Here is a 22,061-nt window from a genome sequence, read left to right on the forward strand (position 1 = left end):
GACGTCCCGCTGGCTTGGGTCAGGAGACTTCGATGGTCACGACTGCCGGACCCCGGCGCGGGTCGGCGTCCGATTTGGCTCCGGTCTTGGAGGTGACGGCGCGGGAGACGCAGCAGCACATCTTTGCCGCGGCGTGCTGCTGGCGTTCGGAGTAGAACACATCGCGGTGGTCCACGGCGCCGTCGAGTTCCAGGATCCTCACCTCGCACAAACCGCATTCCCCCTTGCGGCAGTCGAACATCATGTCCACGCCGGCGTCCTCCAAGGTCTCCAGCATGGAGCGGCCCTGGCCGACCTTGGCCTCGACGCCGAGCCGCGGGATCCGGACGATGAACTCTTCCGGGTCGTACCAGCCGGAGTTGCCGAAAGTCTCGTAGCGCAGGTTCGGCAGGTTCAGCTCCCGCTCGGTCCAGGCGCGGCGGACCACGTCCATCAGGCGGATGGGACCGCACATGTAGAGCTCGGTGTCCATGTCCGCCGAGGCGACCAGTTCGTCCACCTTCAGCGAGGTGCCTTCGTCATCGACGTGGACTACCAGGTTGTCGCCGTGCAGTTCCTGCAGTTCGGTCAGGTATGCCATCGCTGCGCGGTTCCGCCCGGCGTAGACAAAGGTGTAGTTGGCCTTCAGGTTCTTCAGCACGCGCGCCATGTTGATCATTGCCGTGATGCCGATGCCACCGGCCAGCAGGATGTAGCGGCCGGCGCCCACACGGAGCGGGAAGTTCTGCAGCGGCTGGGTGATCTCCAGGATGTCCCCGGGCTTGAGCGTGTGCATGAAGAGCGAACCCCCGCGGGACTGCGGGGCCTTCATCACGCTGATGACCAGGCGTCTGCCGTCCTCGCTGGACTCGACAACGGAGTAGGAACGCTTGTCCTGTTCGCCATCGATCATGACCTTCAGGTCCACGTGCGAGCCCGGCTCCGCCTTCTTCGGCAGGGAGGGCTCCAGGACAATGCGCTGGATGTCGGTGGCGATGGCCCGGGCCTCGACCACGGTTGCCTGCTGCCAGACCTCGATGTTGGTTGCTGCCATTAGTTCATAACCTGTCTCAAGTGTGGCCTGCCCCTACGCGGTGGGGACCAGGCGTCCTTCGGCTTCGAGCATGCGTTCGATCAGGCGGCGCACCCACATGCCGCCGGCGTCGATGTTGAGGTTGTAGAACTCGTAGTCCGGGTTGGCATCAATGGCCGCCTGCTGGGCCTTGAGCATTTCCTCGTCTTCGCCGAACACTCCGTGCACGCCATTGCGCAACTGGGTGGTGATCAGCTGGCTCTCAAGCCGGTAGTTGCGCATGAATGCCCAAAAGTAGTGGCAGGAGCGGTCTGTCTCCGGGGTGATGGTGTTCATGACAAAGCCGTTGACACCCTGGCTGCGGTCGCCTTCCGGGGCACCGGTGCCGGCCTTGGCCACGCCGACGTCGATGTTGATGGTCGAGGGGGCCTGGAAGTTGATGATCTGCCAGCGGTCCACCTTGCCTTCGAACCCGGGGAACTTGTCCCGCATGTTCTTCAGCCAGAACGGCGGCGCATCGATGTTGTGCATCCAGCGGGAGACCGTGACGGTGCTGCCGTCGTGGGTGACCACGAAGTCGGATTCGCTGAGCTCTTCCTGGCCGATCGAGGACGAGTGCACAAATTCCTCGTGCGTCAGGTCCATGAGGTTGTCCAGCACCAACTGGTAGTTGCAGTCGGCGTGGATGGTTTCGCCGTCGCCGGCCCACTCTTCGGAGGACATCTGATGCATATCCGGCACCAAGTCCGGATCTGCCTTAGTGGGATCGCCCAGCCAGACCCAGACATAGCGGTAGCGCTCGACCACCGGGAAGGAGGGTACGGTGGCGCTGGGGTTGATGGTTTCCTGCGCCGGCATGGACACGCAGCGGCCGGCCGAGTTGTAGACGATGCCGTGGTACGGGCACTGGATCCCGTCCTTGCCCATGGTCTTGCCCATGGACAGCGGGGCCAGGCGGTGCCAGCAGGCATCCGCCAGGGCAACAGCCTTGCCGTCCTCGGTGCGGTACAGCGCAAGCGGACGGTTCGCGATGCGGCGGGACATGGGCTTGCGGGTTACTTCGTGGTCCCAGGCCGCGACGTACCAGGCGTTCAGGGGATGGCCCAGGACCTTGTTGGTCGTGGAACTGGTGGACTGCACTGCGGTCACGGTGATTCCTTCCGGTCACCGGGCCTCTAATCTGCTATGACAGAAGGGACCCGGAATTGAATAAGTACAAGGTGAATAAGAGTTGGGTCGGCACTATGCGGCTGATCCACTATCTATCTCCATAGTTAGTGCCGTGGGACACAGCATATCTATGGATATAGTGGTTTGCAACACATCGACGAGAAAAGGTTGACGCGTGAGTCTTCGCTACGCCCTGCTGGCGCTGCTGACAGTTGAGCCGATGACCGGCTACGACCTCTACAAAGAGTTCGAATCGTCGGTGGGCCATGTCTGGCATGCACCGGATTCGCAGATCTACCCGGAGCTGCGGCGAATGGAGAAGGACGGACTGCTCGAAGGCGAGGAGATCAGCTGGGGCCAGCGCGGCAAGAAGCGGCAGTACCACATCACGGAAGCCGGCGTGGAGGCCTTCCGGACCTGGATGAACGGAACTTTGGACTACGCGCGAGTACGGGACCCGGCACACTTGAAGGCCGCATACCTGGAGTGGGCGGAGCCGGACGCGGCCCGAGAGCAGATACTGGCGCACATCCGGCACCATACGGAGCTGCTGCAGCAGTGGCACGACAAGGTACGCGAAATCGAAGAAGGCGGCAGCCCGATGCTCAACCGGCGCCTGGCCAAGGTCCCGCCGGAGCAGCGCCGGAAGACAGCCGCCTTCAAGAAGTTCACTTATGAGGGCCTGATAGCGCAGGCCGAGCAGGAGATCGCCTGGGCCAACCGCGGCCTCGCCCTGATCGACGAGCTGTATACGGAGCCGGAGACCGCAGACGCAAGGAAAAGCTGACCCTGCCCGGCGGGCAGGATCAGCTGTCCTAGCTTCACTCCCCTGACGGAATCAGCTGGAGTACTGTTTGCGCAGGTCGGCCTTGCGGATCTTGCCGCTGGCGGTCCGCGGCAGGTCCTCCACGACCACCACGCTCTTGGGAATCTTGTAGCGGGCCAGCCGGTCCCGCAGATGGTTCTGGACGTCCGCTTCCGACAGGTTGAAACCTTCCCGGACGGTCACGATGGCCCGCGGCACCTCACCCCACTTCGGATCCGGAACACCGATCACCGCAACGCTGCTGACGGCCTCAAGCTCCACAATGATCTGCTCGACCTCGGCGGGGTAGATGTTTTCGCCGCCGGAAATGATCATGTCCTTGAGCCGGTCCGAAATGAACAGGTAGCCCTCTTCGTCCACATAGCCCATATCCCCGGATTTGAACCAGACATCATCGGCATAACTCTCCGCCGTGGCATCCGGCCGGTTCCAGTACTCCTTGATGACATTCGGTCCGGAAATCTGGATTTCGCCGACTTCGCGGGCGGGCAGGATTTTACCGGCAGGATCCGCAATACGGATGTCACTGAAGAAATGCGGCAGTCCGGCCGACCCGGCCTTCTCGCGCGATTTGTTGGGCGCGAGGCTCGTGGCTCCCGGCGCCGTTTCCGTCATGCCGTAGCCGCCGGTGAAGGACAAGCCGCGCGATTCATAAGCTTCCAGCACCCGCATCGGCACCGCGGAGCCTCCACAGGTCAGCTTTTGCAGCGAACTGATGTCCGTCTTGTCCCAGTCCGGATGCTCACAGAGCAACTGGTACGTGGTGGGCACGCCGCTGATGCTCGTCGCCTTGTATTGTTCGATCAACTGCAAGGTCCGGCCGGGCTCGAACTTGGGCTCCAGGACCACCGTGGCCCCCTTCAGCAGGGCGGGCAGCACGCCCATGCCGAGCGAGGCGACATGGAACATCGGGGCGATCATCAGCGCCACATCCGTGCTGGCCATGTCATAGTCCACCAGAACGTTAAAGCTGTTCCAGGTCATGTTGCCGTGCGTCAGCAGGGCACCCTTGGGCCGGCCAGTGGTTCCCGAGGTGTAGAGAATCATCGCCGGGTCACCCAGCGAGACCTCCACATCGCGGTGCTCGTCGGAGCCCGCAGCGATGGCATCCTCGAAAAGCTCGATGGCGGCGCCGGATTCGATCTCCTCGTCCGGCGACATGCCGGTCAGCCCGTCCTCGACGATCAACCGGTGCGTCACTGCCGTTTCCCTACCTCCGCGGACGGCGAGGCCCTCGAGCGTGCGGGCATGGACCAGGACCCTGCTGCCGGAATCCTGCAGCGCGAACTGGATCTCCGGCGGTGCCAGGCGTGTGTTGAGCGGGACGAAAATTGCCCCCAGGGTTCCGCAGGCGAAGAACGTCTCGAGGAAGGCCGCATGGTTTTCGCCGAGGTAGGCCACTCGCTCACCCTTCGCAACACCGCGTTCGGCAAAGGCGCTGGCAAGGCGGTCCACGCGAAGCGCAAATTCGTCATACGTCAACTGGCCCGCACTGCTGATGATGGCGGTTTTGCCCGCAGACTTAACGCGGCGCTTGTGAATCCATGAACCCAACCCTTGGTTGTGCATCCTTACACGTACCCTTCGCAATGTTCCGAAACCGGAAAACTTCCCTCAGCCAACAGACCCCGTGAGCGCAGTCACAGGAAGATATCCCCACGGTAGAACTTATTCGTTGAAAAAGTCAATAGTTGTGAAAGCACTTGCGACTTGCTTCCCAGGCGCGGCAATGGGCACCGAAACACGATGCTTCGGTGCCCGTTGGCTGGACTTCCGGCGAACCGGATGTGCTTCCGTTTACCGCGGAAGCAGTGCCTGCATGTCCGGAATCTCCTCGATCAAACCTCCCTTGAGCGAGATGTCAGCAATCTCCTGGATGGATTCCGCGTTCACCTCCTGTGCGAACTTCGGCAGCGTGAGCTCCTCAATGACGGCGGGATCAAGCTGGGTGTACTCGGGGAGGATTGCACGCACCTTGTCCGGGTTCTCTTCGGCGAAAGCCTGGGACTTCTTCATTGCGCTAATGAAGGCCTCGGTGACTTCCGGTTTCTGCTCGGCAATCTGGTCCGAGGTGAAGTAGACGGCCACCGTCAGATCCTCTACCGGATGCGCGTAGTTGGAGAAAACCGGAACGGCCCCGTCCTGCCGTGCAAGGGTCAGGAACGGCTCCACCGCGGCGATGGCGTCGACATTGTCCTGCTCCAGCGCGGCCCGCATGTCCGGGAAGGGCATTTCCACATAGTCCACCGTGGAAGGATCGCCGCCAGCCTCTTCGACGGCGGCGCTGATGGTGGAGTCCGAGATGTTGTTCAGCGTATTGACCGCGATTTTCTTGCCCTCGAGATCCGTGATCTCCTCGATGCCGCTGTCCGGCTTGACCATCACGGCCGCAAAGTCTTCTTTTTCGTTCCCGTTGGTGGACGAACCGCTGGCGACCATCTGCATGGGCAGCCCCTTGGATCGGGCAATGATCAGGGAGGTGACATTGCTGAAGCCAAAGTCCATCTGCCCGCTGGTGATGGCCGGGACAATCGCGGCCCCGCCCTGCGCCTGGGTCAGCTCAAGATCCAGTCCGGCTTCCTCGAAAAACCCTTCCTTTTCGCCGAGGTAGATCGGCGCGACGTCGACAATAGGGATGACGCCAACGTTTACCGGAGTCAGCTCTCCGCCGGCACCGGGCGATCCGCCGCCGCCTTCCTCGCCGGAAGGGCTGCCGCCGCCGCAGGCGGTCACGGCCAGCACGGCTGTCAGGGCAAAGGCTGCACGAAGTTTCTTCACTTGCTTCTCCAAATCCCGGGTTCCCAACAAAGCAAGGCACAGCCGAAGACTTCATTGTGTGCCCCGCATCACAATATCTATGGCCATAGTGCCGGTCAACGTTTCAAGGCGATCTTGTCCGCATCGTGACGCACCGCCTTGGGCGAATGCCCCCTATTCGTCGCCGAACGTATGGGCCAGCACCCACGACGGGAAGGAGCTGATCTTCGCGTCAATCACCAGCGGCGTGGTCCGCTCCCCATCCAGCCAGTCCTGCACACCCTGCAAGTCCTGGACGGATCGCACCGTAACCGCGGTGCAGCCGAAACCGCGTGCGACGGCGGCGATGTCCGTTTCCGGGAATTCCACCGTCTCCATTGAGGCGCCCTCGTGGACAAAGTGGTGGACCTCGGCGCCGTAGGCGTTGTCGTTGTAGACCACCGCGACCATCGGCAGCTTCAGCCGAACTGCGGTGTCGAGTTCGGTGAGGCTCATCATGAAACCGCCATCGCCGATTCCAGCCACCGCCATCCGGTCGGGAGTCGCCAGTGCGGCACCGATGGCGGAGGGCAGCGCCAGGCCGATCGACTGGAATGCCAGCGGCACGCAGTAACCGCGCTCATCGGGAATCTGGAAAAACATCGCGGGGTAGCCATTGAAGTTTCCGCCGTCCGGAACCACTACTCGTTCCATCGGCAGCAGGTCATCCAGCGCGATGGTCAGCGTCCGGGGATCGATAGTCTCCGTTGTCGCTATCTCATCGAACGGGACATCGCGCCAGCGCCCGCCGCCCTTTATCTGGACCGCCACGTCCTCCGTCCGGTAGCCCGTTTTACTCACCGCCCGCCTCTCCAGTTCGGCGTCCACCGCTGCGGCGACCAGAGCCGAATCTCCGACCACGCCCAGTTGCACCGGCCGGTGGAAGCCGATGGCTTCGGCGGTATCGTCAACCTGCACGACGGTGGCGGACTCCAGCAGGGAGCCGCTGCGGGAAGTCCAGCGATTCAGACTGGCGCCGAAGGCGACAACGACGTCGGCGCCTTGGACGAGCTCGGCCGTCACCGGGCTGGCGAAGCCACCCATCACGTCCAAGTGCCACGGGTCCTGGTTGAACAAGCCTCGGCCCACCGCAGAGGTAGTCAGCAGCGCGCCGGCCCTGGCTGCAAGCGCACGGATTTCCGCCTTCGCGCCGAAGGCCCCGCGGCCTCCCACGAGGACCGGCCGTTCGGCCTGCTCCAGCAGGTCTGCCAGTCGCGACACGGCTTCCGGCGAGGGGCCGGCGGCGAGCCGAGGCGCAATGTCCGGCACCTGATCCGAGGACCAGTCGATCTGCTCTTCCTGCACATCGAGCGGCAGGTTCAGCAGCACCGTCCGCCGCTCATCCCGGGCCAGCCGGTAGGCCCGGACCGTGTCCGCGACTGCCGACCGGGCAGAATGGATCCTCTCGACCTTGGCCCCCAGGGCGCTAACGGCACCCTCCTGATCGATCCAGAAGTTGGAGGCCTTATCCGTGGGCGGTGTCTCGCCGGAAAGCACCAGCAGAGGCGTCCGGCTCTTGGCCGCTTCCCCGATTCCGGTCATGGCATTGGTCAGTCCGCAGCCCTGGTGCACGCTGAGCACCGAGACCTGACCGCTGGCGCGGGAGTAGGCATCGGCCATACAGGCCGCCCCATTCTCATGCCGCGCCGCCGTAAACTTCACGCCGCCGTCGATCAGGGCGTTGGTTACGTGGAAGTTCCCGCTTCCGGTGACCCCGAATGCGTGTCCGATGCCCAACTGGGCCAAGGTGCGTCCAACAGCTTCTGCGACTCTCATATCTATCCTTGTCTATGGTTTGGTGGGCTACGGCAGCAGCGCGTCCAAGTTCGGCGCCTTGTCGATGGTCCCGTACTTCACGGCCGCTTCGCCCAGGGTCTGGGCTGCGTCCCGATGGAACTCCGGGGTAAAGCGCGGCAGGGCAATCTCGTCCAGCAGGTCCTTGTCGATTTGCGTATAGGTGCCGATAATTTCGCGGACTTCTTCGGGGTTGTCCTGCGCGTACTCCATTGACTTCTTCATGGCTGCGGTGAACTTCTCCACCATCTCCGGGTCCTGCTCGATCTTCTGCTCAGTGGTGAAGTACCCGCCAATGTCCAGGTTCGGATGGCTCTCGGCGTACGGCCAGGACACCACGCGGGCGCCGCTCTGGATCGCCGGCGTCAGGAAAGGCTCCAGAATCAGCGCCGCATCAACCTGCCCGTTCTCCACTGCAGCGAGCGCGTCCGGGAAGGCCACTTCGACAAAGGTCAGCTTGGTACCGTCCCCGCCGGCCTTGTCCACCGCAGTCCGGACCGCAGTATCACCGATGTTGGCGAGGTTGTTGGACGACACCGTCTTGCCCTCCAGGTCGGTGACCGTCTGAATGTCCGAATCCTCTGCAACAACGACGCCGGCAAAGTCGCCTTCGTCTCCACCCGCCGTCGTTGTTCCGTTGGCGACATATTTCAGGTCCAGCCCCTGGTCACGGGCGACCATCAGCGAGACGGTGTTGCCGAAGGCGAAGTCGAAGCTGCCGCTGACCACGCCGGGAACCGCGACCGCGCCGCCCGTGGTGTTTTCGATGGTTAATTCCAGGCCTTCCTCTTCGAAGAAGCCTTTCGCCTTGCCCAAGTGGATCGGTGCGACGTCGCCGATGGGGATCGCGCCGACGGTCACCTCGGTCAGGCCCGCGGCCGCAGCGCTGCTGGCAGGCCCGCTGTCGGCCCCCGACATCGAGCCGGAACCGCACGCGGTCAAAAGGACCAGCGAGGCTCCAGCGGAAATTGCGGCACCCAGTCGTTTCATCATGCACTCCCTTGTGTTGAAGCTGAAGGTCCACAGACGGCTTCAGTCTAGGAAGCGATGGTTCATGACACCACTGAATAATATGACTAGTTGAAATAGATAGGGCTAATAGTCACGAGAGGGCGTCAAGCAGCGCTTGATGGAACCAGGCCAACGCCGCCGATTCCCGGTCCGCCGCGCGCCGGTGCAGCGTCACTTCGAGGGGCGGCACGTCGAAGGGCAAACTCTCGATTTTCAACGGCCACTGCTGCAGCCACCCGGCCGCCATAGACTCCGGGACGATGGCAGCTAAATTGCATTCAGAGACAATGGCGGGCAGGACCGCAAAATGGTGGACCATGACGGTGGAACGCCGGACGATGCCCAGCGCGTCCATGGCCTGCTCAGCGAGCTGGTGTCCCGTGCTGCGGGCCACGATGGCATGTCCCGCGGCGAGGAACTCCGCCAGGTTGAGGCGTTCACCGGCCAGCGGGAAGTCTTTGCGCAGCAGACAGACATAGTTTTCCCTTTTCAACAGCACGCTCTCGAAGCTGCCGCTGATGGGCCAGGACGCTATGGCAGCGTCCACCGACCCCTTGGCCAGCCACTCAGCGAGGTGTGCAATTTCCATCGGAACCACTTCGATTTCCACCTCCGGCGCCTCGGCGGAAATCCTGCGCAGGATCTGAGGCAAGAAACCCAGCTCACCCAGGTCCGAAAGGCAGAGCCGGAACCGGTACGCCGACGTCGCAGGGTCGAATGACCTGACGCTTTCGACGGCGAGGTCGATCCTGCCGACCGACTCCTGGAACACCGGGTAGAGTTCGCGCGCCAACGGTGTCGGTTCCATCCGTCGGCCGCCGCGGACAAAAAGCTCGTCGCCGAGCTCCTGCCGCAGCCGGGCCAAGGTGTGGCTGACCGAAGGCTGCGTGACAAACAGCGCCCGCGCCGTCAGGGTCAGGCTGCCCGTCTCGTAGACGGAGAGGAACGTGCGCAGCAGGTTTAGGTCCATCGTCGCCGTCTCCAGTCGGTACCGAGCACTACGCGGATGTGCATAGCCATGGTGTTATGAAATCATGCGAGTTGATTTCTCCCCTGATGACCTCGGTCCCCGGGACTTCTACAAGTTCCTGACTTCCGTGGTCATCCCGCGCCCAATCGCCTGGGTCTCAACGCTCAGTGCCGACGGCGTCCCCAACCTTGCCCCGCACTCCTTCTTCACGGTCGCCTCCACCGATCCGCCGATCATCCAATTCACCCCGACGGCGCGCAAGGACTCGCTGAACAACGTGGAGGCCACCGGCGAATTCGTGGTCAATTTCGCCTCGGAAGACCTGTTCGCGGAGATCAACGGCACGGGCACCAATTTTCCGGCAGGCATCAGCGAGTTCGACGCCGTGGGGCTGGCGATGGAGCCGAGCCGCACCGTGCATCCGGCGAGGGTCGCGGAATCGCCGGCAGCGCTTGAATGCAAGCTGCACCGGATCATCCCGGTGGGCAATTCGTGGCTGGTCCTCGGGGAGGTGAGCCACGCCGTCGTGAATCAGGAGATGATGGACGGCAAACATCCGGAGGCACGCAAGTTGAAGCCGCTGGCCAGGCTGGGGCTCAACGAATGGAGCCGGCTGGGGCCGATCGTCACGATCGACCGGATCCCCTACCGCGACTGGCCGAAAAGCTAAGCCTTCCTGCGGCCGAAAAGGAAGTAGGCAATAGGGCCAAGGAAATTGACGAACGTCCCGGCCGCCCAGGCCGCCTTCGGCCCGTTCACTTCCGCGGCGGAGCGGCGCCTCAGGTCCTTCAGCGCCACGGCCTGCAGTCCCAACTGGATGCCGATCATCAGCGCGCCCTTGGCCTTCTGGCCGCTGTTGAGTTCCTTCCACGTTTTCTTACGTGCCATCATGCGCTCCTGTCATAAAGGGCCGTCATATAGGGCTGGACCCAGTCTATGGTCAGGGGTGCCGAGCATAATAGGCCCATGAGCATCGTAAAAATCAACGCCATAACCGTACCCGCCGACTCCGGAGACGAGCTGGCCAAGCGCTTCGCGGCCCGCGCCGGCGCCGTGGACAACCAGGACGGCTTCGAGGGCTTCGAACTGCTGCAGCCTACCGACGAGCGCAACACTTGGCTGGTTATTACCCGCTGGCGGGACGAGGAGTCCTTCGAGGCGTGGAAGAGCTCGAAGGCTTTCGGCCACGGCCACTCGCAGGAAGGCGGCGAGGGTGCGCCGGCGCAGAAGCCGGTGGGCATGTCCGCGGAGCTGTGGAGCTACAAGGTATCCGGCGGCAGCGCGGGCAACACTGCCAGCGCCTGATTGCGTGAGCTCCCCTGGCTAGCTCCGCTCGTAGATCCAGTTCAGGCCGTTCATCGTCAGCCGGTGCCTGCCGGTCGCCTGTGCCGCGAGAGTGTCTTGCCCGTACTCGGCGTCGCCGGCCCAGACAATCACCTGGCTGCCGCCGCTGGCTGCAAGGCGGCGGCTCTGAAAGGTCTCCGGTTGACCCGAGGACGCCCGCTCCAGGGCGCCGGCCACGGTCGAGTCCTGCAGCAGTGAGTGAAGTGTCACCCAGGTCGGCGTAACCAACTGCATGATTGCTTCCCGATGACGGCGCAGGGCTTCGGCGGGGGTTAGCCACGCGTAGTCCATCAGCTCGCCCTCGTTCAGCTGTATCTCCTGCTCCGGGGCGGGCGCGAGGAAGAACCAGGTTTTGAGCCGCTTCGTCGCCTCCGTCGGGGGGATCCAGCAGGACACGTGGACCAGACTCTCCGGCGGAACCGCCACGCCCGTTTCTTCCTGCGTTTCCCGCACTCCGGCGCGGCGGGCGGCGGCCAGTTCGTGTGCTTCATCCCCGGGCCTGTACGCGCCGTCGTCGTTATCGGCATTCGCGGAAGCACCCGCGTAGTCTTCCGGATCGACCCGTCCGCCCGGGAAGACCCAGGCGCCGGCGAAGGAACCGGTGTGCCGGGGCCGCTCGAGCAGCAGCACTTCCGGTCCGGCCAGGGAATCGCGCAGCAGCACGACTGTCGCCGCAGACCCCACTAAAGTCATTGCCGGTCCCTTCCACTACCGCCACTGCGGCGTCAACTGTCGGTATCAGCTTGACCGTATCGCAGACAATGCAGAAACAGCGCGTACTCTCGATCCATGATGGCGCATTCCTGGGATGCGGCGAAGAACGACGCCGAATGGCAGGACTGGCTGGCGAACCGGACACATCCGCTTCGCAGGCTTAAATGCAGCAGCACCGGGAACGGATCACTCCGTTCGCGGTGCTGCTCAGTCTGGGCCAGGTTTACTTGGCCGGGTCCAGCACGAAGTTGTAGGTGACTTCGCGGCCGGTGCCGTCCGCCTTGTCCTGCGGATCGAGGATGAGCTCCGGCTTGACGGCCGAGGCGATGTCGTCGGAGAGGTGCTCATCGCCGACGAAGTAGAGCTGGGCGGTGATTTCCTGGTGCTCCGGTGCGTTCACCTTGACGTGAATGTGGGCCGGACGCCAGGCGTGCCAGCCGGCCGCAGCGATGAGCTGGCCGCAAGCACCGTCGGTCGGGATCTGGTACGGCGCCGGCTGCATGGTGTTGATCTGGAAGTAACCGTCGGCATCAGCTACGACGGTGCCGCGCAGGTTCCACTCGGGCAGGCCCGGTGCGTACTGGGAGTAGAAGCCCCGGTCGTCGGCGTGCCAGATTTCCACTTCGCCGCCAGCCAGCGGTTCGCCGTCGACATTGGTGATGCGGCCTTCCCAGAGCAGCGGTGTGCCCGGCTCATCATCGCGCATCGGAAGGGTTGCCGGGGTTTGCTGCTTCGGTGAATCCGGCACGTAGTAGGGGCCCTCGATGGTGCCCTTGTTGCCTTCACGATTCTCGTTGGCAACTTCCTCGACGGAGTGCTCAACCCAGACATCGAGGAACAGCGGCCATTCGCCGTCCTCGCCGACCTTGATCAGCCACGCCTTCAGCGCGTTGTACTCGTCGTACGTGACCTTTTCTTCGAGCACCGTGTCATTGACGGCCTTGATCAGGCGCGAGGCCAGCAGGTTGACGCGCTCCTGGCTGGTGTCGCCGCCGAACTTCTTGTTGGCAGCAAAGCGCTCCGTCGCCTTGGCGCCTGAGGCAGCTGCGGTGGCCTGGGTTTCCTGTGTCATGTCGGTTCCTTACTTTTCCTATGGCGGTACCGCTCGCGGGTGCGGCCCTTTTCCCCAAGCCACGCCCGGCGCTTTTGAGTGAGCGGCGGTACAGAAAAACGTGTTCCTGTAACCCTAGCCACATTATTTAGGACGCACAAATACGAAAAGTAGCTGTATTAAGATGCAAAACGTTTCAATCTCACCCTAGGTCAACCCTAGGGGCGCCCCTAGTGTGAGGTGCGCCTCCGGCTGGAAGAGTAGTCGCTAAATGCCAAGACCCCGTGTGACAGCGACCACAACGTTGCGTGGCCGCGGACATAAATGAAGGAGACGAAGATGACCCAGGCACTGAGCGATGTCAGCGCGACGCTGGACGATGCCGTCGTCGAGGATCACGAGAACGGAATCCACCGGGCCAAACGCAAGATCTTCACCGATGAGGAGATCTTCGAGCTCGAGATGAAGCACATTTTCGAGGGCAACTGGGTGTACCTGGCGCATGAGAGCCAGATCCCGAATGTGGGCGATTACTTCACCACCTACATCGGCCGGACCCCGGTGGTCATTTCCCGGTCGAAGGACGGCGAGCTGAACTGCCTGGTCAACGCGTGCAGCCACCGCGGCGCGATGCTGTGCCGGCGCAAGACCGATAACCGCAACAACTTCACCTGCCCGTTCCACGGCTGGACGTTCAACAACAAGGGCAAGCTGCTCAAGGTCAAGGACTCCCGCGACGCCGGCTACCCCGAGCAGTTCAACAAGGACGGCTCGCACGACCTGACCAAGGTCGCCCGTTTCGAGTCCTACCGCGGCTTCCTCTTCGGCTCGCTAAAGGAAGACGTCAAGCCCCTCGAGGAGCACCTCGGCGACAGCACCAAGATCATGGACATGCTGATCGACCAGTCGCCGGAAGGCCTCGAGGTGCTGCGCGGCGCCTCCACGTACACCTATGACGGGAACTGGAAGGTCCAGGCCGAGAACGGTGCCGACGGCTACCACGTCTCCGCCACGCACTGGAACTATGCGGCCACCACCTCACGGCGCGGGACCGGCGAATCGGCCAACGAAACCAAGGCCATGGACGCCGGTACCTGGGGCAAGCAGGGCGGCGGCTACTACTCCTTCGAGCACGGCCACCTGCTGCTGTGGATGTGGTGGGGCAACCCCGAAGACCGCCCGCTGTACGAGCGGCGCGAAGAACTCGCGCAGGAGTTCGGCGCCGAGAAGGCAGAGTTCATGGTCGGCGCCTCGCGCAACCTGTGCCTCTACCCGAACGTCTACATCATGGACCAGTTCTCCTCGCAGATCCGCCACTTCCGGCCCATCTCCGTGGACCAGACCGAGGTCACCATCTACTGCATCGCCCCGAAGGGCGAGTCCGACGCCGCGCGGGCGAACCGGATCCGCCAGTACGAGGACTTCTTCAACGCTTCCGGCATGGCCACCCCGGACGACCTGGAAGAGTTCCGCTCCTGCCAGAAGACCTACCTGGCCGAAACTGCCCCCTGGAACGATATGAGCCGCGGCGTGACCCACCAGCTCAACGGCCCGGACGAGCAGGCCAAGAAGATCGGCCTGAACCCGATCTCCAGCGGCGCCAAGACCGAAGATGAGGGTCTCTACCCCGTCCAGCACAGCTACTGGGCCGAGACGATGCGCGCCGCCGTCGCGGCCGAGGAACGCGAGGCCGCTGAACGCGCCGCGAACCCCGCCGCCGCGCAGGCCGGCACGTCAACTGGCTGCGGACACTAGAGCGAGAGCGGAAGGAACACCATCATGAGCACCGAAACAACCACCACCCCCCTGGGCGCCGAAGAACAGGCGGTCGAACTCGAACGGATCCGCCAGTTCCTGTACCGGGAAGCCCGCTTCCTGGATGACCGCGAGTTCGAGAAGTGGCTCGATTGCTACCATCCCGACGCCGAGTTCTGGATGCCCGCCTGGGCCGACGACGACGAGCTCACCGAAGATCCGCAGCGCGAGATCTCATTGATCTACTACTCCAACCGCGGCGGTTTGGAGGACCGGGTCTTCCGGATCCGCACCGACCGCTCCAGTGCCACCAGCCTGCCCGAACCGCGCACCGGCCACAACATCACCAACGTCGAAATCATCGAACAGCGGGGCGATGTCATCGACATCCGCTTCAACTGGTTCACCCTGTACTACCGCTACAACAACGTGGACACCTACTTCGGCACCTCCTTCTACACGCTCGATTGCAGCGGCAGCCAGCCCGTCATCACCAAGAAGAAGGTCGTCTTGAAGAACGACTACATCCACCACGTCGTGGACATCTACCACATCTGATCCAAAGCATCCGGAAAGGAACACCCCCATGACCTACAAGGTTGCACTGAGCTTCGAAGACGGCGTCACCCGCTTCATCAACTGCGGTCCCAACGAGACCGTCGCGGACGCCTCGTACAAGGCCCGTATCAACATTCCGTTGGACTGCCGCGACGGCGCCTGCGGTACCTGCAAGTCCCTCTGCGAGTCCGGTACGTACGACGGCGGCGACTACATTGACGAGGCGCTCACCGACGACGAGGCGGACGCCGGCTACGCGCTGCCGTGCCAGATGACGCCGAAGAGCGACTTGGTGCTGCAGATCCCCACCACCTCGGACATGGCCAAGACCGGTGCCAGCACGCACACTGGCACCGTCACGGACATCAAGCGCTACTCGCCGACCACCATCGGCTTCAGCATGTCCGTCGGCGACCGCGCCGCGCTGTCCTACTTGCCCGGCCAGTACGTCAACATCCAGGTGCCCGGCCGCGGCGTCGAGCGTTCTTACTCCTTCAGCAACGGCCCGGACGTGGAAGAGATCTCCTTCCTCGTCAAGATCACCGACGGCGGCGCCATGTCCACCTACCTGAGCGACGAGGCCAAGGTCGGAGACACCCTGGAGTTCACCGGCCCGATGGGCAGTTTCTTCCTCCGCGAGCCCAAGCGCCCGGCCCTGCTGCTCGGCGGCGGCACCGGCCTGGCCCCGCTGCTGGCCATGCTCGAAACCATGACGACGACGGCGCCCGGCCAGCCGGTACATCTCATTCTCGGCGTGACCACGGATGCGGATCTGGTGGAGTTGGACAAGCTGCGCCACTACGCCGAGACGATCGAGGGATTCACCTGGGACTACTGCGTGGCGGATCCGGACAGTGAGGCCCCGAACAAGGGCTATGTGACCGCGCTGATCGAGCCGACGCATGTTAATGATGGCGACGTCGATGTCTACCTCTGCGGCCCGCCTCCCATGGTCGAGGCAGTGCGCGGCTACCTGAAGTCCGAAGGCATCACCCCGGCGAACTTCTACTCCGAAAAGTTCGCCTTGGCACCCACAGCGGACCTGGTCGGAGCCTCGGCATGACCAGTGTCCCGGAGGCAACGCCCGAAGGTGCGCCCAAGGTGTTCCCGGGCCGGTTCGAGGGCAAGATCGCCGTCGTTACCGGCGCCGCGCAAGGCATCGGGCTGGCCGTGGCCCGCCGGATCAGTGCGGAGGGCGCCGCTGTCGTACTGGTGGACCGCGCCGAGCTGGTCCATGAGGTGGCTGCGGAACTCCGTGCCAACGGCGCCAAAGCCAGCAGCGTGACGGCCGACCTGGAGCGGTTCGATGGCGCGGAGTCGGCTGTGTCTGAAGCCGTCGCCGCCTTCGGCCGGATCGACGTGCTGATCAACAACGTCGGCGGCACCATCTGGGCCAAACCGTACGAGCACTATGCCGCCGAGGAGATTCAGAAGGAAATCCAACGCTCGCTGTTCCCCACCTTGTGGACCTGCCGCGCGGCTCTGCCACAGCTGATCGAACAGGGCGCCGGCGTGATCGTCAACGTTTCCTCGGTGGCCACGCGCGGCGTGAACCGGGCGCCGTACGCGGCGGCGAAGGGTGGCGTCAATGCCCTGACCCAGTCGCTGGCTCTGGAAGCCGCGCAGCACGGCGTCCGCGTGGTCGCCACGGCCCCGGGCGGCACCGAGGCCCCGGCCCGCAAGGTCAAGCGCGGACCCGAACCGGAGCAGGAACAGGAAAAGGCCTGGTACCAGCAGATCGTCGACCAGACGGTGAATTCCTCGCTGCTCAAGCGTTACGGCACCTTGGACGAGCAGGCCGCGGCCATCGTCTTCCTGGCCTCGGACGAAGCGTCCTACATTACGGGCACCATCCTGCCCGTGGCTGGCGGCGATCTGGGCTGATCGGTGCCCTCGGCGCCATCGGGCTAAGCTCGGGCGGGCTAAGCTCGTAGGCAATGGTTTACCGGAGTTACGACAGCCTCTTTGTCGGGCGTTTGCAGGAGCTCTCCGTTCTCGGGGAGCTCCTGCAGGACGTTAAGCAGGGCTGGTCCAGGACCGTGGTCCTGTCCGGCCCCGGCGGCATTGGAAAAAGCGCTGTGCTGGAAAAATTCCTGGCTGGCCATCCGGAACTGCGGGTCCTGCGCTCCGGCGGACTGCAATGGGTCGAGTCCGCACCCCGGTCCGGCCTGGTCCGTCTGGCGCAGGGCAGCGATCCGGCGGACCTGCTCGGCCGGCTCCGGGAAGACGGACCGGCCGCCGTCGTTCTTGAAGATATCCAGTGGGTCGACGCCGATTCTATTCATGAGCTGCTCCAGCTGGCGGAAGACCCGGCTTCGGGTCCGCTGCTGGTCCTGCTGACCCTCGACAGCACCGCCGCGATCGACCGCGCCACGGCGCGCCACCTGTCCGGCCACCGGATCACCCGGTTGCTGCTTGAGCCGCTGTCCGCCGGTGAAATCCGCGAGCTGCACGAGCACCTCACCGGCCGGGAGCTGTCCGGGCCTGCCGCGCAGCAGATCCGCCGCCACACCGGCGGGCTGCCCGGCTATGTCTGCGAGCTGCTGCCGGAACTGCCCGCACGTGCCGCGGTGGACGGTCTCAGCCGGCTGCCGGCCTCGACGGCCGTCGCGGCCCAGGTGGCGCACCAGCTCGCAGAAGTTCCCGCCGCAGTCCGGGCACTGATCGAGGCGACAGCAATCATCGGCCAGTCCGGAGACCTTTTCGACATCGCCGCAATCGCAGGGGTTTCCGATCCTCTGGCCGTCATGGATGCCGCCGTGGCGACAGGCCTGCTGCGGACCGAGTTTTCCGACAATGCGCACCTGCTCGACTTCCGGCTGCCGCTGTTCCGGGCCGCGGTCTATGATCAGCTGTCCGGACTGCGTCGTGCCGAGCTGCACCGCCACGCCGCTGAGGTGCTGCCTGATGAGGCCCTGCACCTGTGGCACCTGGCGCGGTCCGCTCCAGCCGCCGACGACGAGCTGGCGGGCAAACTGGATGAATTTGCGGCCAGCCAAGCCTCGACCGGAGCGTGGGCGGCCGCCGCCGACGCGCTGCTGGAGGCCAGCAGGCTCAGCACGCAGGCGCGCAACCGGCAGGGCCGGTTGGTACGGGCGGCCGATGCCCTGGTCGGTGCCGGACGGCTGGTCCAGGCCATCCGCCTGCTTCCGGCGCTTGAAAGCATGCCCGCTACGGCCGAGCGCGACGGCGTTCTGGGTTATCTGGCCGTCTGCCGCGGCCGGGAAGCCGAGGCGCAGTTCCATCTGGACAATGCCTGGAAGCGCCGGCCGCCCGAGGACCCGGCGATCGGCGCCCAGATCGCCCAGCGCCAGGTCATTCATGCGCTGGCCCGCTGGCGGGGCGCCGACATCATCGAATGGGCCACTCGTGCCGTCGAGCTGGCGGCGCCCGGCAGCCCGATCGCTATCGAGACCGAAGCGATCATCGGTCTGGGGCTTGCTGCCTCCGGCCAACCCGAAGCCGCGCGCCGACACTATGAGCATGTGCTCGCGGACGCCCCTCCCGGCGCCCATAGCCAGCGGGTCCTGCTGGGCAGCGGCTGGGCCCGGCTGGCGCTGGACGATCCGGAAACGGCGCGGATGCAGCTGGAGGCCGCCGTGCCCACAGAGTACCGGTCCGGATCGCTGCGCATCTCGTTGTGGGCCAGCGCCTGGCTGGCACGGACCCATTTCATGCTGGGTGACTGGGACGCCGCCCTTGCCACCGTCGGGGCCGCGACCGCAAAGCTGGAGCGGGCACAGCTGGATCTGTTGCGGCCGCTGCTCCACTGGACCGCTATCCAGATCCATGCGCTGCGCGGCAACGAGGACCGGGCCCGCGAACACCTCCGCCTGGGTACGGCATCGGCGGAAAATTATGAAAGCATGCTCAGTCCCGCGTTGCTGGCCCAGGCCCAACTAATGGAGGCACGCGCTGACTACCAAGGGGTTATCCGGGTGCTTGCGCCGCTCGCGCAGACATGGCCGGGTCAACTGTCCGAACCCTTTTTCTGGATCTGGCAGGACACCTATGCCAACGCGCTGGTCCTGCAGGACCGCGTCGAAGAAGCTTCGGCGTTCCTCGCGCCGTACGAGAGCCTGGCCGCGGAACGCCGGCACCGCACCGCGCTGTCCCAGCTGAGATATGTGCGCGGCCGCATCCATGCCGCCCGCGGCGACCTCGACGCCATGCGCCGCTCGTTCGAGGGCGCCTTGGGGCAGCTGGCGCCCTTGTCTGCCCCGTACCACCGTGCGCGGGTACAGTATGCCTACGGCCAGAGCCTGCGTCGCGCGGGCAAACGGCGGGAGTCCTCCCAGCAGCTGGCCGCCGCACGGCAGGCTTTTGCCTTACTGGGCGCGGAAATCTATGTCGCCCGGTGCGACCGTGAGCTCGCGGCCAGCGGCGTCGATGTCCAGCGACGCGAAGACGCGGATGGCAGTTCCTTGACGGCGCAGGAACACGCCGTGGCCCTGCTCGTCGCGCAGGGCAGAAGCAACCGCGAGGCGGCACAGGAGCTCATAGTCTCGGTCAAAACGGTGGAGTACCACCTGACCCGGATCTACGCGAAGCTCCAGATCCGTTCCCGCACCGAGCTGGCGGCGCGGTACCGGCCGGAAGGCCAACGCCCCTGACTCCGGCAAAAGCCAACGCCCCTGGCTCCAGTGGGAACCAGGGGCGTCGGTCTACCGAAAGCCGCGGCCGTGCTACTTGATCGAGGACGGGTGCTTCGCCAGCGGGATCACGTCAATGTCCATGTACGGGAACAGCGGCAGCCCGGAGAGCAGTTCGTGCAGCTCGTCGTTGCTTTCGACGTCGAACACTGAGTAGTTGGCGTACTCACCGACGACGCGCCAGATGCTGGCCCAGCGGCCATCCTGCTGGAGTTTCTGCGAGTAGGCCTTCTCGGTGGCCTTGATCGAGGCGGCTTCCTCGGCGGGCATGTCGACGGGCAGGTTGACGTCCATTCGGACCAGATACAGCATGTGATTCCTTCGGTTGGGAACGGCGTGGTTACTTGTTGTCCTGGCGGTAATGTGCCAGCTTGGCTTCATCGATGGCGGCCCCGACACCGGGGACCTGGCGGACGCTGATCTTGCCGTCCTTGATCACCAGCGGCTCGGCCAGCAGGTCATCGCTCATGTCCAGGAAGTTGGACAGCTCGCCGGCACGGCGCGAAGTGGCTTCGTGCGCGGCACCGAAGGTCACGGTGGCAACGGTGCCGATCTGTGTATCGATCTGGTTACCCATAACGACGTCGACGCCGAGTCCGGTGCACAGGCCCAGAATCTGCTGGGCCTCGGTGAAACCGCTGCGGGCGGTCTTGATGCTGATCGCGTTGCAGCCGCCGGAGAGCAGTTCGCGGGAAACATCCCCCGCCGTCGGTACGCTTTCATCCCCCACCACGGGAATCGGGGACTTGTCCACCAGCCGGCGCCGGCTCATGGCTTCCTTGGCGTCGCACGGTTCCTCTAGCAGCGAGAGTCCCAGGCCGTCCGTCTGGCGCAGTACTTCCATCGCCTCATTGGCAGTCCAGCCGCGGTTGGCGTCCAGGTACAGCTCAGTGTCCTGGCCCAGCCCCTCGCGCAGGACGTGGCAGGCCTCGATGTCCAGCGCGAGCGGCCGCCGCCCGACCTTGAGCTTGAAGGTGTTGATGCCGTAATCGCCGCGGAAGCGCAGGGCCTCGTCGAGCAGCTTCTGCGCGGGCTGGAAGCCGAGCATGTGGGAGACGTCCATGGCGTCGGTGTAGCCGCCCAGCAGGGAACTGACCGGGGCGTTGGCCGTCTGGCCGATGATGTCCCAGAGCGCGATGTCCAGCCCGCCCTTGGCAGTCTGGTTGTGGATGGTCCGCGACAGGATGGCGTGGATCTTCTGCCGGTCCATTGGATCAAGACCGACGACGGCGGGTGCGAAGATTTTCGTGACCACCGAAACAATGGAGTCCTGCGTCTCGCCGTAGGTGTAGGGCCGCGGCGGGGTGTCAGCGGTGCCGACGATGCCTTCATCGGTGTGGACCCGGATCAGCACGTGGTCTGCCTCGGTGACCTGGCCGCTGGCAAACTTCAGCGGTTTGGCGTACGGGATGGAATAGGGAATTGCCTCGATGCGCTCGATTTTCACGGGTCAACGTTCCTTTACGGGCTGGGTGACGGATTGCAGAAGTTCGGTAAAGCGGGCGACCAGCGGCCTGGTGTCCGCGCCGCGCCAGGCCATCGCCAGGTCCACAACGGGTGCGTCCTTGAGCTCGCGGAAGACGGTGCCGCGGATGGAAAGGGTGCGTGTGGTGGTAGGAATCAGCGCCACTCCGGTCCCGGCCGCGACGAAGGAAAGCAGGGTGGACGTTTCGCGGGCTTCCTGTACAACGTTCGGGTAGAAGCCGGCTTTGCGGCAGGCATCGATGAAGGCCTCGTTGACCGCGGAATTCGCGGGGTAGCTGATGAACTGCTCCCCTGCGAGCTGTTCGAGTGACACTGTTTCGAAGGCGGCCAGGGGAGAATCATCCGGCAGCGCCACCACCAGTTCGTCGTGTTCGAGGAACTTCAGTTCCAGTCCTGCGGCGCGGACCGGTGGCCGCAGGATCGCAACGTCAAGGCTGTGGTCTTCCAAGCCGTCCACCATCTGCGGCGTCAGCATCTCGCCGCGGACCTTGAGCTGGACCCCGGGCAGTTTGTCCTTGGCCTCGCGGACGATCTGCGGCATTAAGCGGTAGGTCGCGGAGCCGGCAAAACCGATCCGCAGGATGCCCTGCACGCCGGTGCCCACCTGTGTGACATCGGATTGCAGTGTCTCCAGGTCTTCGAGAATCCGCCGCCCGCGCTCCAGGAGCATCTCACCGGCGGGCGTGAGCTCAACTTTGCGCGTAGTGCGGGTGAAAAGGAGCGTGCCCAACTGCTCTTCGAGCTGCTTGATTTGCTGGGAGAGCGGCGGCTGGGCCATGCGCAGACGATCGGCCGCGCGGCCGAAATGCCGTTCCTCGGCCACGGCAATAAAATAACGCAGGTGCCGGGTTTCCATTACGCACCTCCGTTTCTTCTTCGCGTCCTGATGAATACCACCGCTTCCAGATTAGGACGCGCTCATT

The 22,061-nt window shown here is 64.3% G+C and carries 21 protein-coding genes; 8 read left to right on the forward strand and 13 right to left on the reverse strand.

From position 1 onward, the window contains the following. Window positions 1-19 precede the first annotated feature (19 nt). Both J5251_RS02050 and J5251_RS02055 read right to left on the reverse strand, forming a co-directional pair. Window positions 20-1,033 carry a PDR/VanB family oxidoreductase gene (locus tag J5251_RS02050; RefSeq protein WP_208575031.1) on the reverse strand — a complete coding sequence of 338 codons (1,014 nt, stop codon included), beginning with the start codon at window positions 1,031-1,033 and terminating at the stop codon, window positions 20-22. Between the two features lie 33 nt (window positions 1,034-1,066). After that, entirely contained in the window at window positions 1,067-2,161 is a 1,095-nt protein-coding gene (locus J5251_RS02055) for an aromatic ring-hydroxylating dioxygenase subunit alpha (protein WP_171059501.1), read from the reverse strand. Window positions 2,162-2,357: 196 nt separating this feature from the next. On the opposite strand from J5251_RS02055, the gene J5251_RS02060 reads away from it, so the two are divergent. Further along, window positions 2,358-2,969, forward strand: coding sequence for a PadR family transcriptional regulator (locus tag J5251_RS02060; RefSeq protein WP_208575032.1), 612 nt, complete (start codon window positions 2,358-2,360; stop codon window positions 2,967-2,969). A gap of 51 nt (window positions 2,970-3,020) precedes the next feature. On the opposite strand, the gene J5251_RS02065 is transcribed toward J5251_RS02060, so the two are convergent. The 5 genes from J5251_RS02065 to J5251_RS02085 all read right to left on the reverse strand — a co-directional run bounded on the left by J5251_RS02065 (window position 3,021) and on the right by J5251_RS02085 (window position 9,579). Continuing rightward, window positions 3,021-4,577 (reverse strand): acyl-CoA synthetase, encoded by a 1,557-nt coding sequence (locus tag J5251_RS02065; RefSeq protein ID WP_208575033.1) that lies wholly within the window; start codon window positions 4,575-4,577, stop codon window positions 3,021-3,023. Window positions 4,578-4,805: 228 nt separating this feature from the next. Further along, window positions 4,806-5,786, reverse strand: coding sequence for an ABC transporter substrate-binding protein (locus tag J5251_RS02070; RefSeq protein WP_208575034.1), 981 nt, complete (start codon window positions 5,784-5,786; stop codon window positions 4,806-4,808). A 153-nt stretch (window positions 5,787-5,939) separates the two neighbouring features. Beyond that, a complete protein-coding gene (locus J5251_RS02075) occupies window positions 5,940-7,580 on the reverse strand; it encodes a thiamine pyrophosphate-binding protein (protein ID WP_139007185.1) in 1,641 nt (546 codons plus the stop codon). 27 nt (window positions 7,581-7,607) lie between these two features. Next, complete coding sequence (locus tag J5251_RS02080) at window positions 7,608-8,591, reverse strand: ABC transporter substrate-binding protein (protein WP_348272956.1); 984 nt, start codon at window positions 8,589-8,591, stop codon at window positions 7,608-7,610. Window positions 8,592-8,700: 109 nt separating this feature from the next. Next, on the reverse strand, window positions 8,701-9,579 hold the full coding sequence (locus J5251_RS02085; RefSeq protein ID WP_208575035.1) for a LysR family transcriptional regulator: 879 nt from the start codon (window positions 9,577-9,579) through the stop codon (window positions 8,701-8,703). Window positions 9,580-9,643: 64 nt separating this feature from the next. Between J5251_RS02085 and J5251_RS02090 the strand changes: the two genes are divergently transcribed. After that, a complete protein-coding gene (locus J5251_RS02090) occupies window positions 9,644-10,249 on the forward strand; it encodes a flavin reductase family protein (protein WP_139007182.1) in 606 nt (201 codons plus the stop codon). Here J5251_RS02090 and J5251_RS02095 read toward each other — a convergent pair. Next, window positions 10,246-10,467 (reverse strand): PLD nuclease N-terminal domain-containing protein, encoded by a 222-nt coding sequence (locus J5251_RS02095; RefSeq protein WP_208575036.1) that lies wholly within the window; start codon window positions 10,465-10,467, stop codon window positions 10,246-10,248. The two genes, J5251_RS02090 and J5251_RS02095, sit on opposite strands and share 4 nt — an antisense overlap. A gap of 78 nt (window positions 10,468-10,545) precedes the next feature. Here J5251_RS02095 and J5251_RS02100 point away from each other — a divergent pair, with 78 nt between their 5' ends. Next, complete coding sequence (locus J5251_RS02100; protein ID WP_139007180.1) at window positions 10,546-10,884, forward strand: antibiotic biosynthesis monooxygenase family protein; 339 nt, start codon at window positions 10,546-10,548, stop codon at window positions 10,882-10,884. Between the two features lie 18 nt (window positions 10,885-10,902). On the opposite strand, the gene J5251_RS02105 is transcribed toward J5251_RS02100, so the two are convergent. Together J5251_RS02105 and catA are read right to left on the reverse strand one after the other, a co-directional pair. Further along, the gene (locus J5251_RS02105) at window positions 10,903-11,616 is read right to left on the reverse strand and encodes an NUDIX hydrolase (RefSeq protein ID WP_208575037.1); all 714 of its coding nucleotides are present in this window, start codon (window positions 11,614-11,616) and stop codon (window positions 10,903-10,905) included. Window positions 11,617-11,860: 244 nt separating this feature from the next. Next, window positions 11,861-12,709 carry a catechol 1,2-dioxygenase gene (gene catA / locus J5251_RS02110; RefSeq protein ID WP_139007178.1) on the reverse strand — a complete coding sequence of 283 codons (849 nt, stop codon included), beginning with the start codon at window positions 12,707-12,709 and terminating at the stop codon, window positions 11,861-11,863. Window positions 12,710-13,027: 318 nt separating this feature from the next. On the opposite strand from catA, the gene benA reads away from it, so the two are divergent. From benA to J5251_RS02135, 5 genes are read left to right on the forward strand one after another with little or no spacing between them, the layout of a single operon-like run. Further along, window positions 13,028-14,443, forward strand: coding sequence for a benzoate 1,2-dioxygenase large subunit (gene benA, locus J5251_RS02115; protein WP_208575038.1), 1,416 nt, complete (start codon window positions 13,028-13,030; stop codon window positions 14,441-14,443). A gap of 24 nt (window positions 14,444-14,467) precedes the next feature. Beyond that, complete coding sequence (gene benB / locus J5251_RS02120; protein ID WP_139007136.1) at window positions 14,468-15,001, forward strand: benzoate 1,2-dioxygenase small subunit; 534 nt, start codon at window positions 14,468-14,470, stop codon at window positions 14,999-15,001. A 28-nt stretch (window positions 15,002-15,029) separates the two neighbouring features. Continuing rightward, the gene (gene benC / locus J5251_RS02125) at window positions 15,030-16,064 is read left to right on the forward strand and encodes a benzoate 1,2-dioxygenase electron transfer component BenC (protein ID WP_208575039.1); all 1,035 of its coding nucleotides are present in this window, start codon (window positions 15,030-15,032) and stop codon (window positions 16,062-16,064) included. Then, a complete protein-coding gene (locus J5251_RS02130) occupies window positions 16,061-16,885 on the forward strand; it encodes a 1,6-dihydroxycyclohexa-2,4-diene-1-carboxylate dehydrogenase (protein ID WP_208575040.1) in 825 nt (274 codons plus the stop codon). Before benC ends, J5251_RS02130 begins: the two co-directional genes overlap by 4 nt. 53 nt (window positions 16,886-16,938) lie before the next feature. Beyond that, a complete protein-coding gene (locus tag J5251_RS02135; RefSeq protein ID WP_208575041.1) occupies window positions 16,939-19,614 on the forward strand; it encodes a helix-turn-helix transcriptional regulator in 2,676 nt (891 codons plus the stop codon). Window positions 19,615-19,686: 72 nt separating this feature from the next. Here the strand turns inward: J5251_RS02135 and catC are convergent, their stop codons facing one another. The 3 genes from catC to J5251_RS02150 are packed head-to-tail and all read right to left on the reverse strand — an operon-like array spanning window position 19,687 to window position 21,994. After that, complete coding sequence (gene catC, locus J5251_RS02140) at window positions 19,687-19,965, reverse strand: muconolactone Delta-isomerase (RefSeq protein ID WP_139007132.1); 279 nt, start codon at window positions 19,963-19,965, stop codon at window positions 19,687-19,689. Between the two features lie 28 nt (window positions 19,966-19,993). Then, the gene (locus J5251_RS02145; protein ID WP_208575042.1) at window positions 19,994-21,100 is read right to left on the reverse strand and encodes an enolase C-terminal domain-like protein; all 1,107 of its coding nucleotides are present in this window, start codon (window positions 21,098-21,100) and stop codon (window positions 19,994-19,996) included. Between the two features lie 3 nt (window positions 21,101-21,103). After that, entirely contained in the window at window positions 21,104-21,994 is an 891-nt protein-coding gene (locus J5251_RS02150) for a LysR substrate-binding domain-containing protein (RefSeq protein ID WP_139007130.1), read from the reverse strand. Window positions 21,995-22,061: the final 67 nt, after the last annotated feature.

Origin of the sequence: Arthrobacter crystallopoietes (assembly GCF_017603825.1) — a bacterium.
Lineage (GTDB): Bacteria > Actinomycetota > Actinomycetes > Actinomycetales > Micrococcaceae > Crystallibacter > Crystallibacter crystallopoietes_B.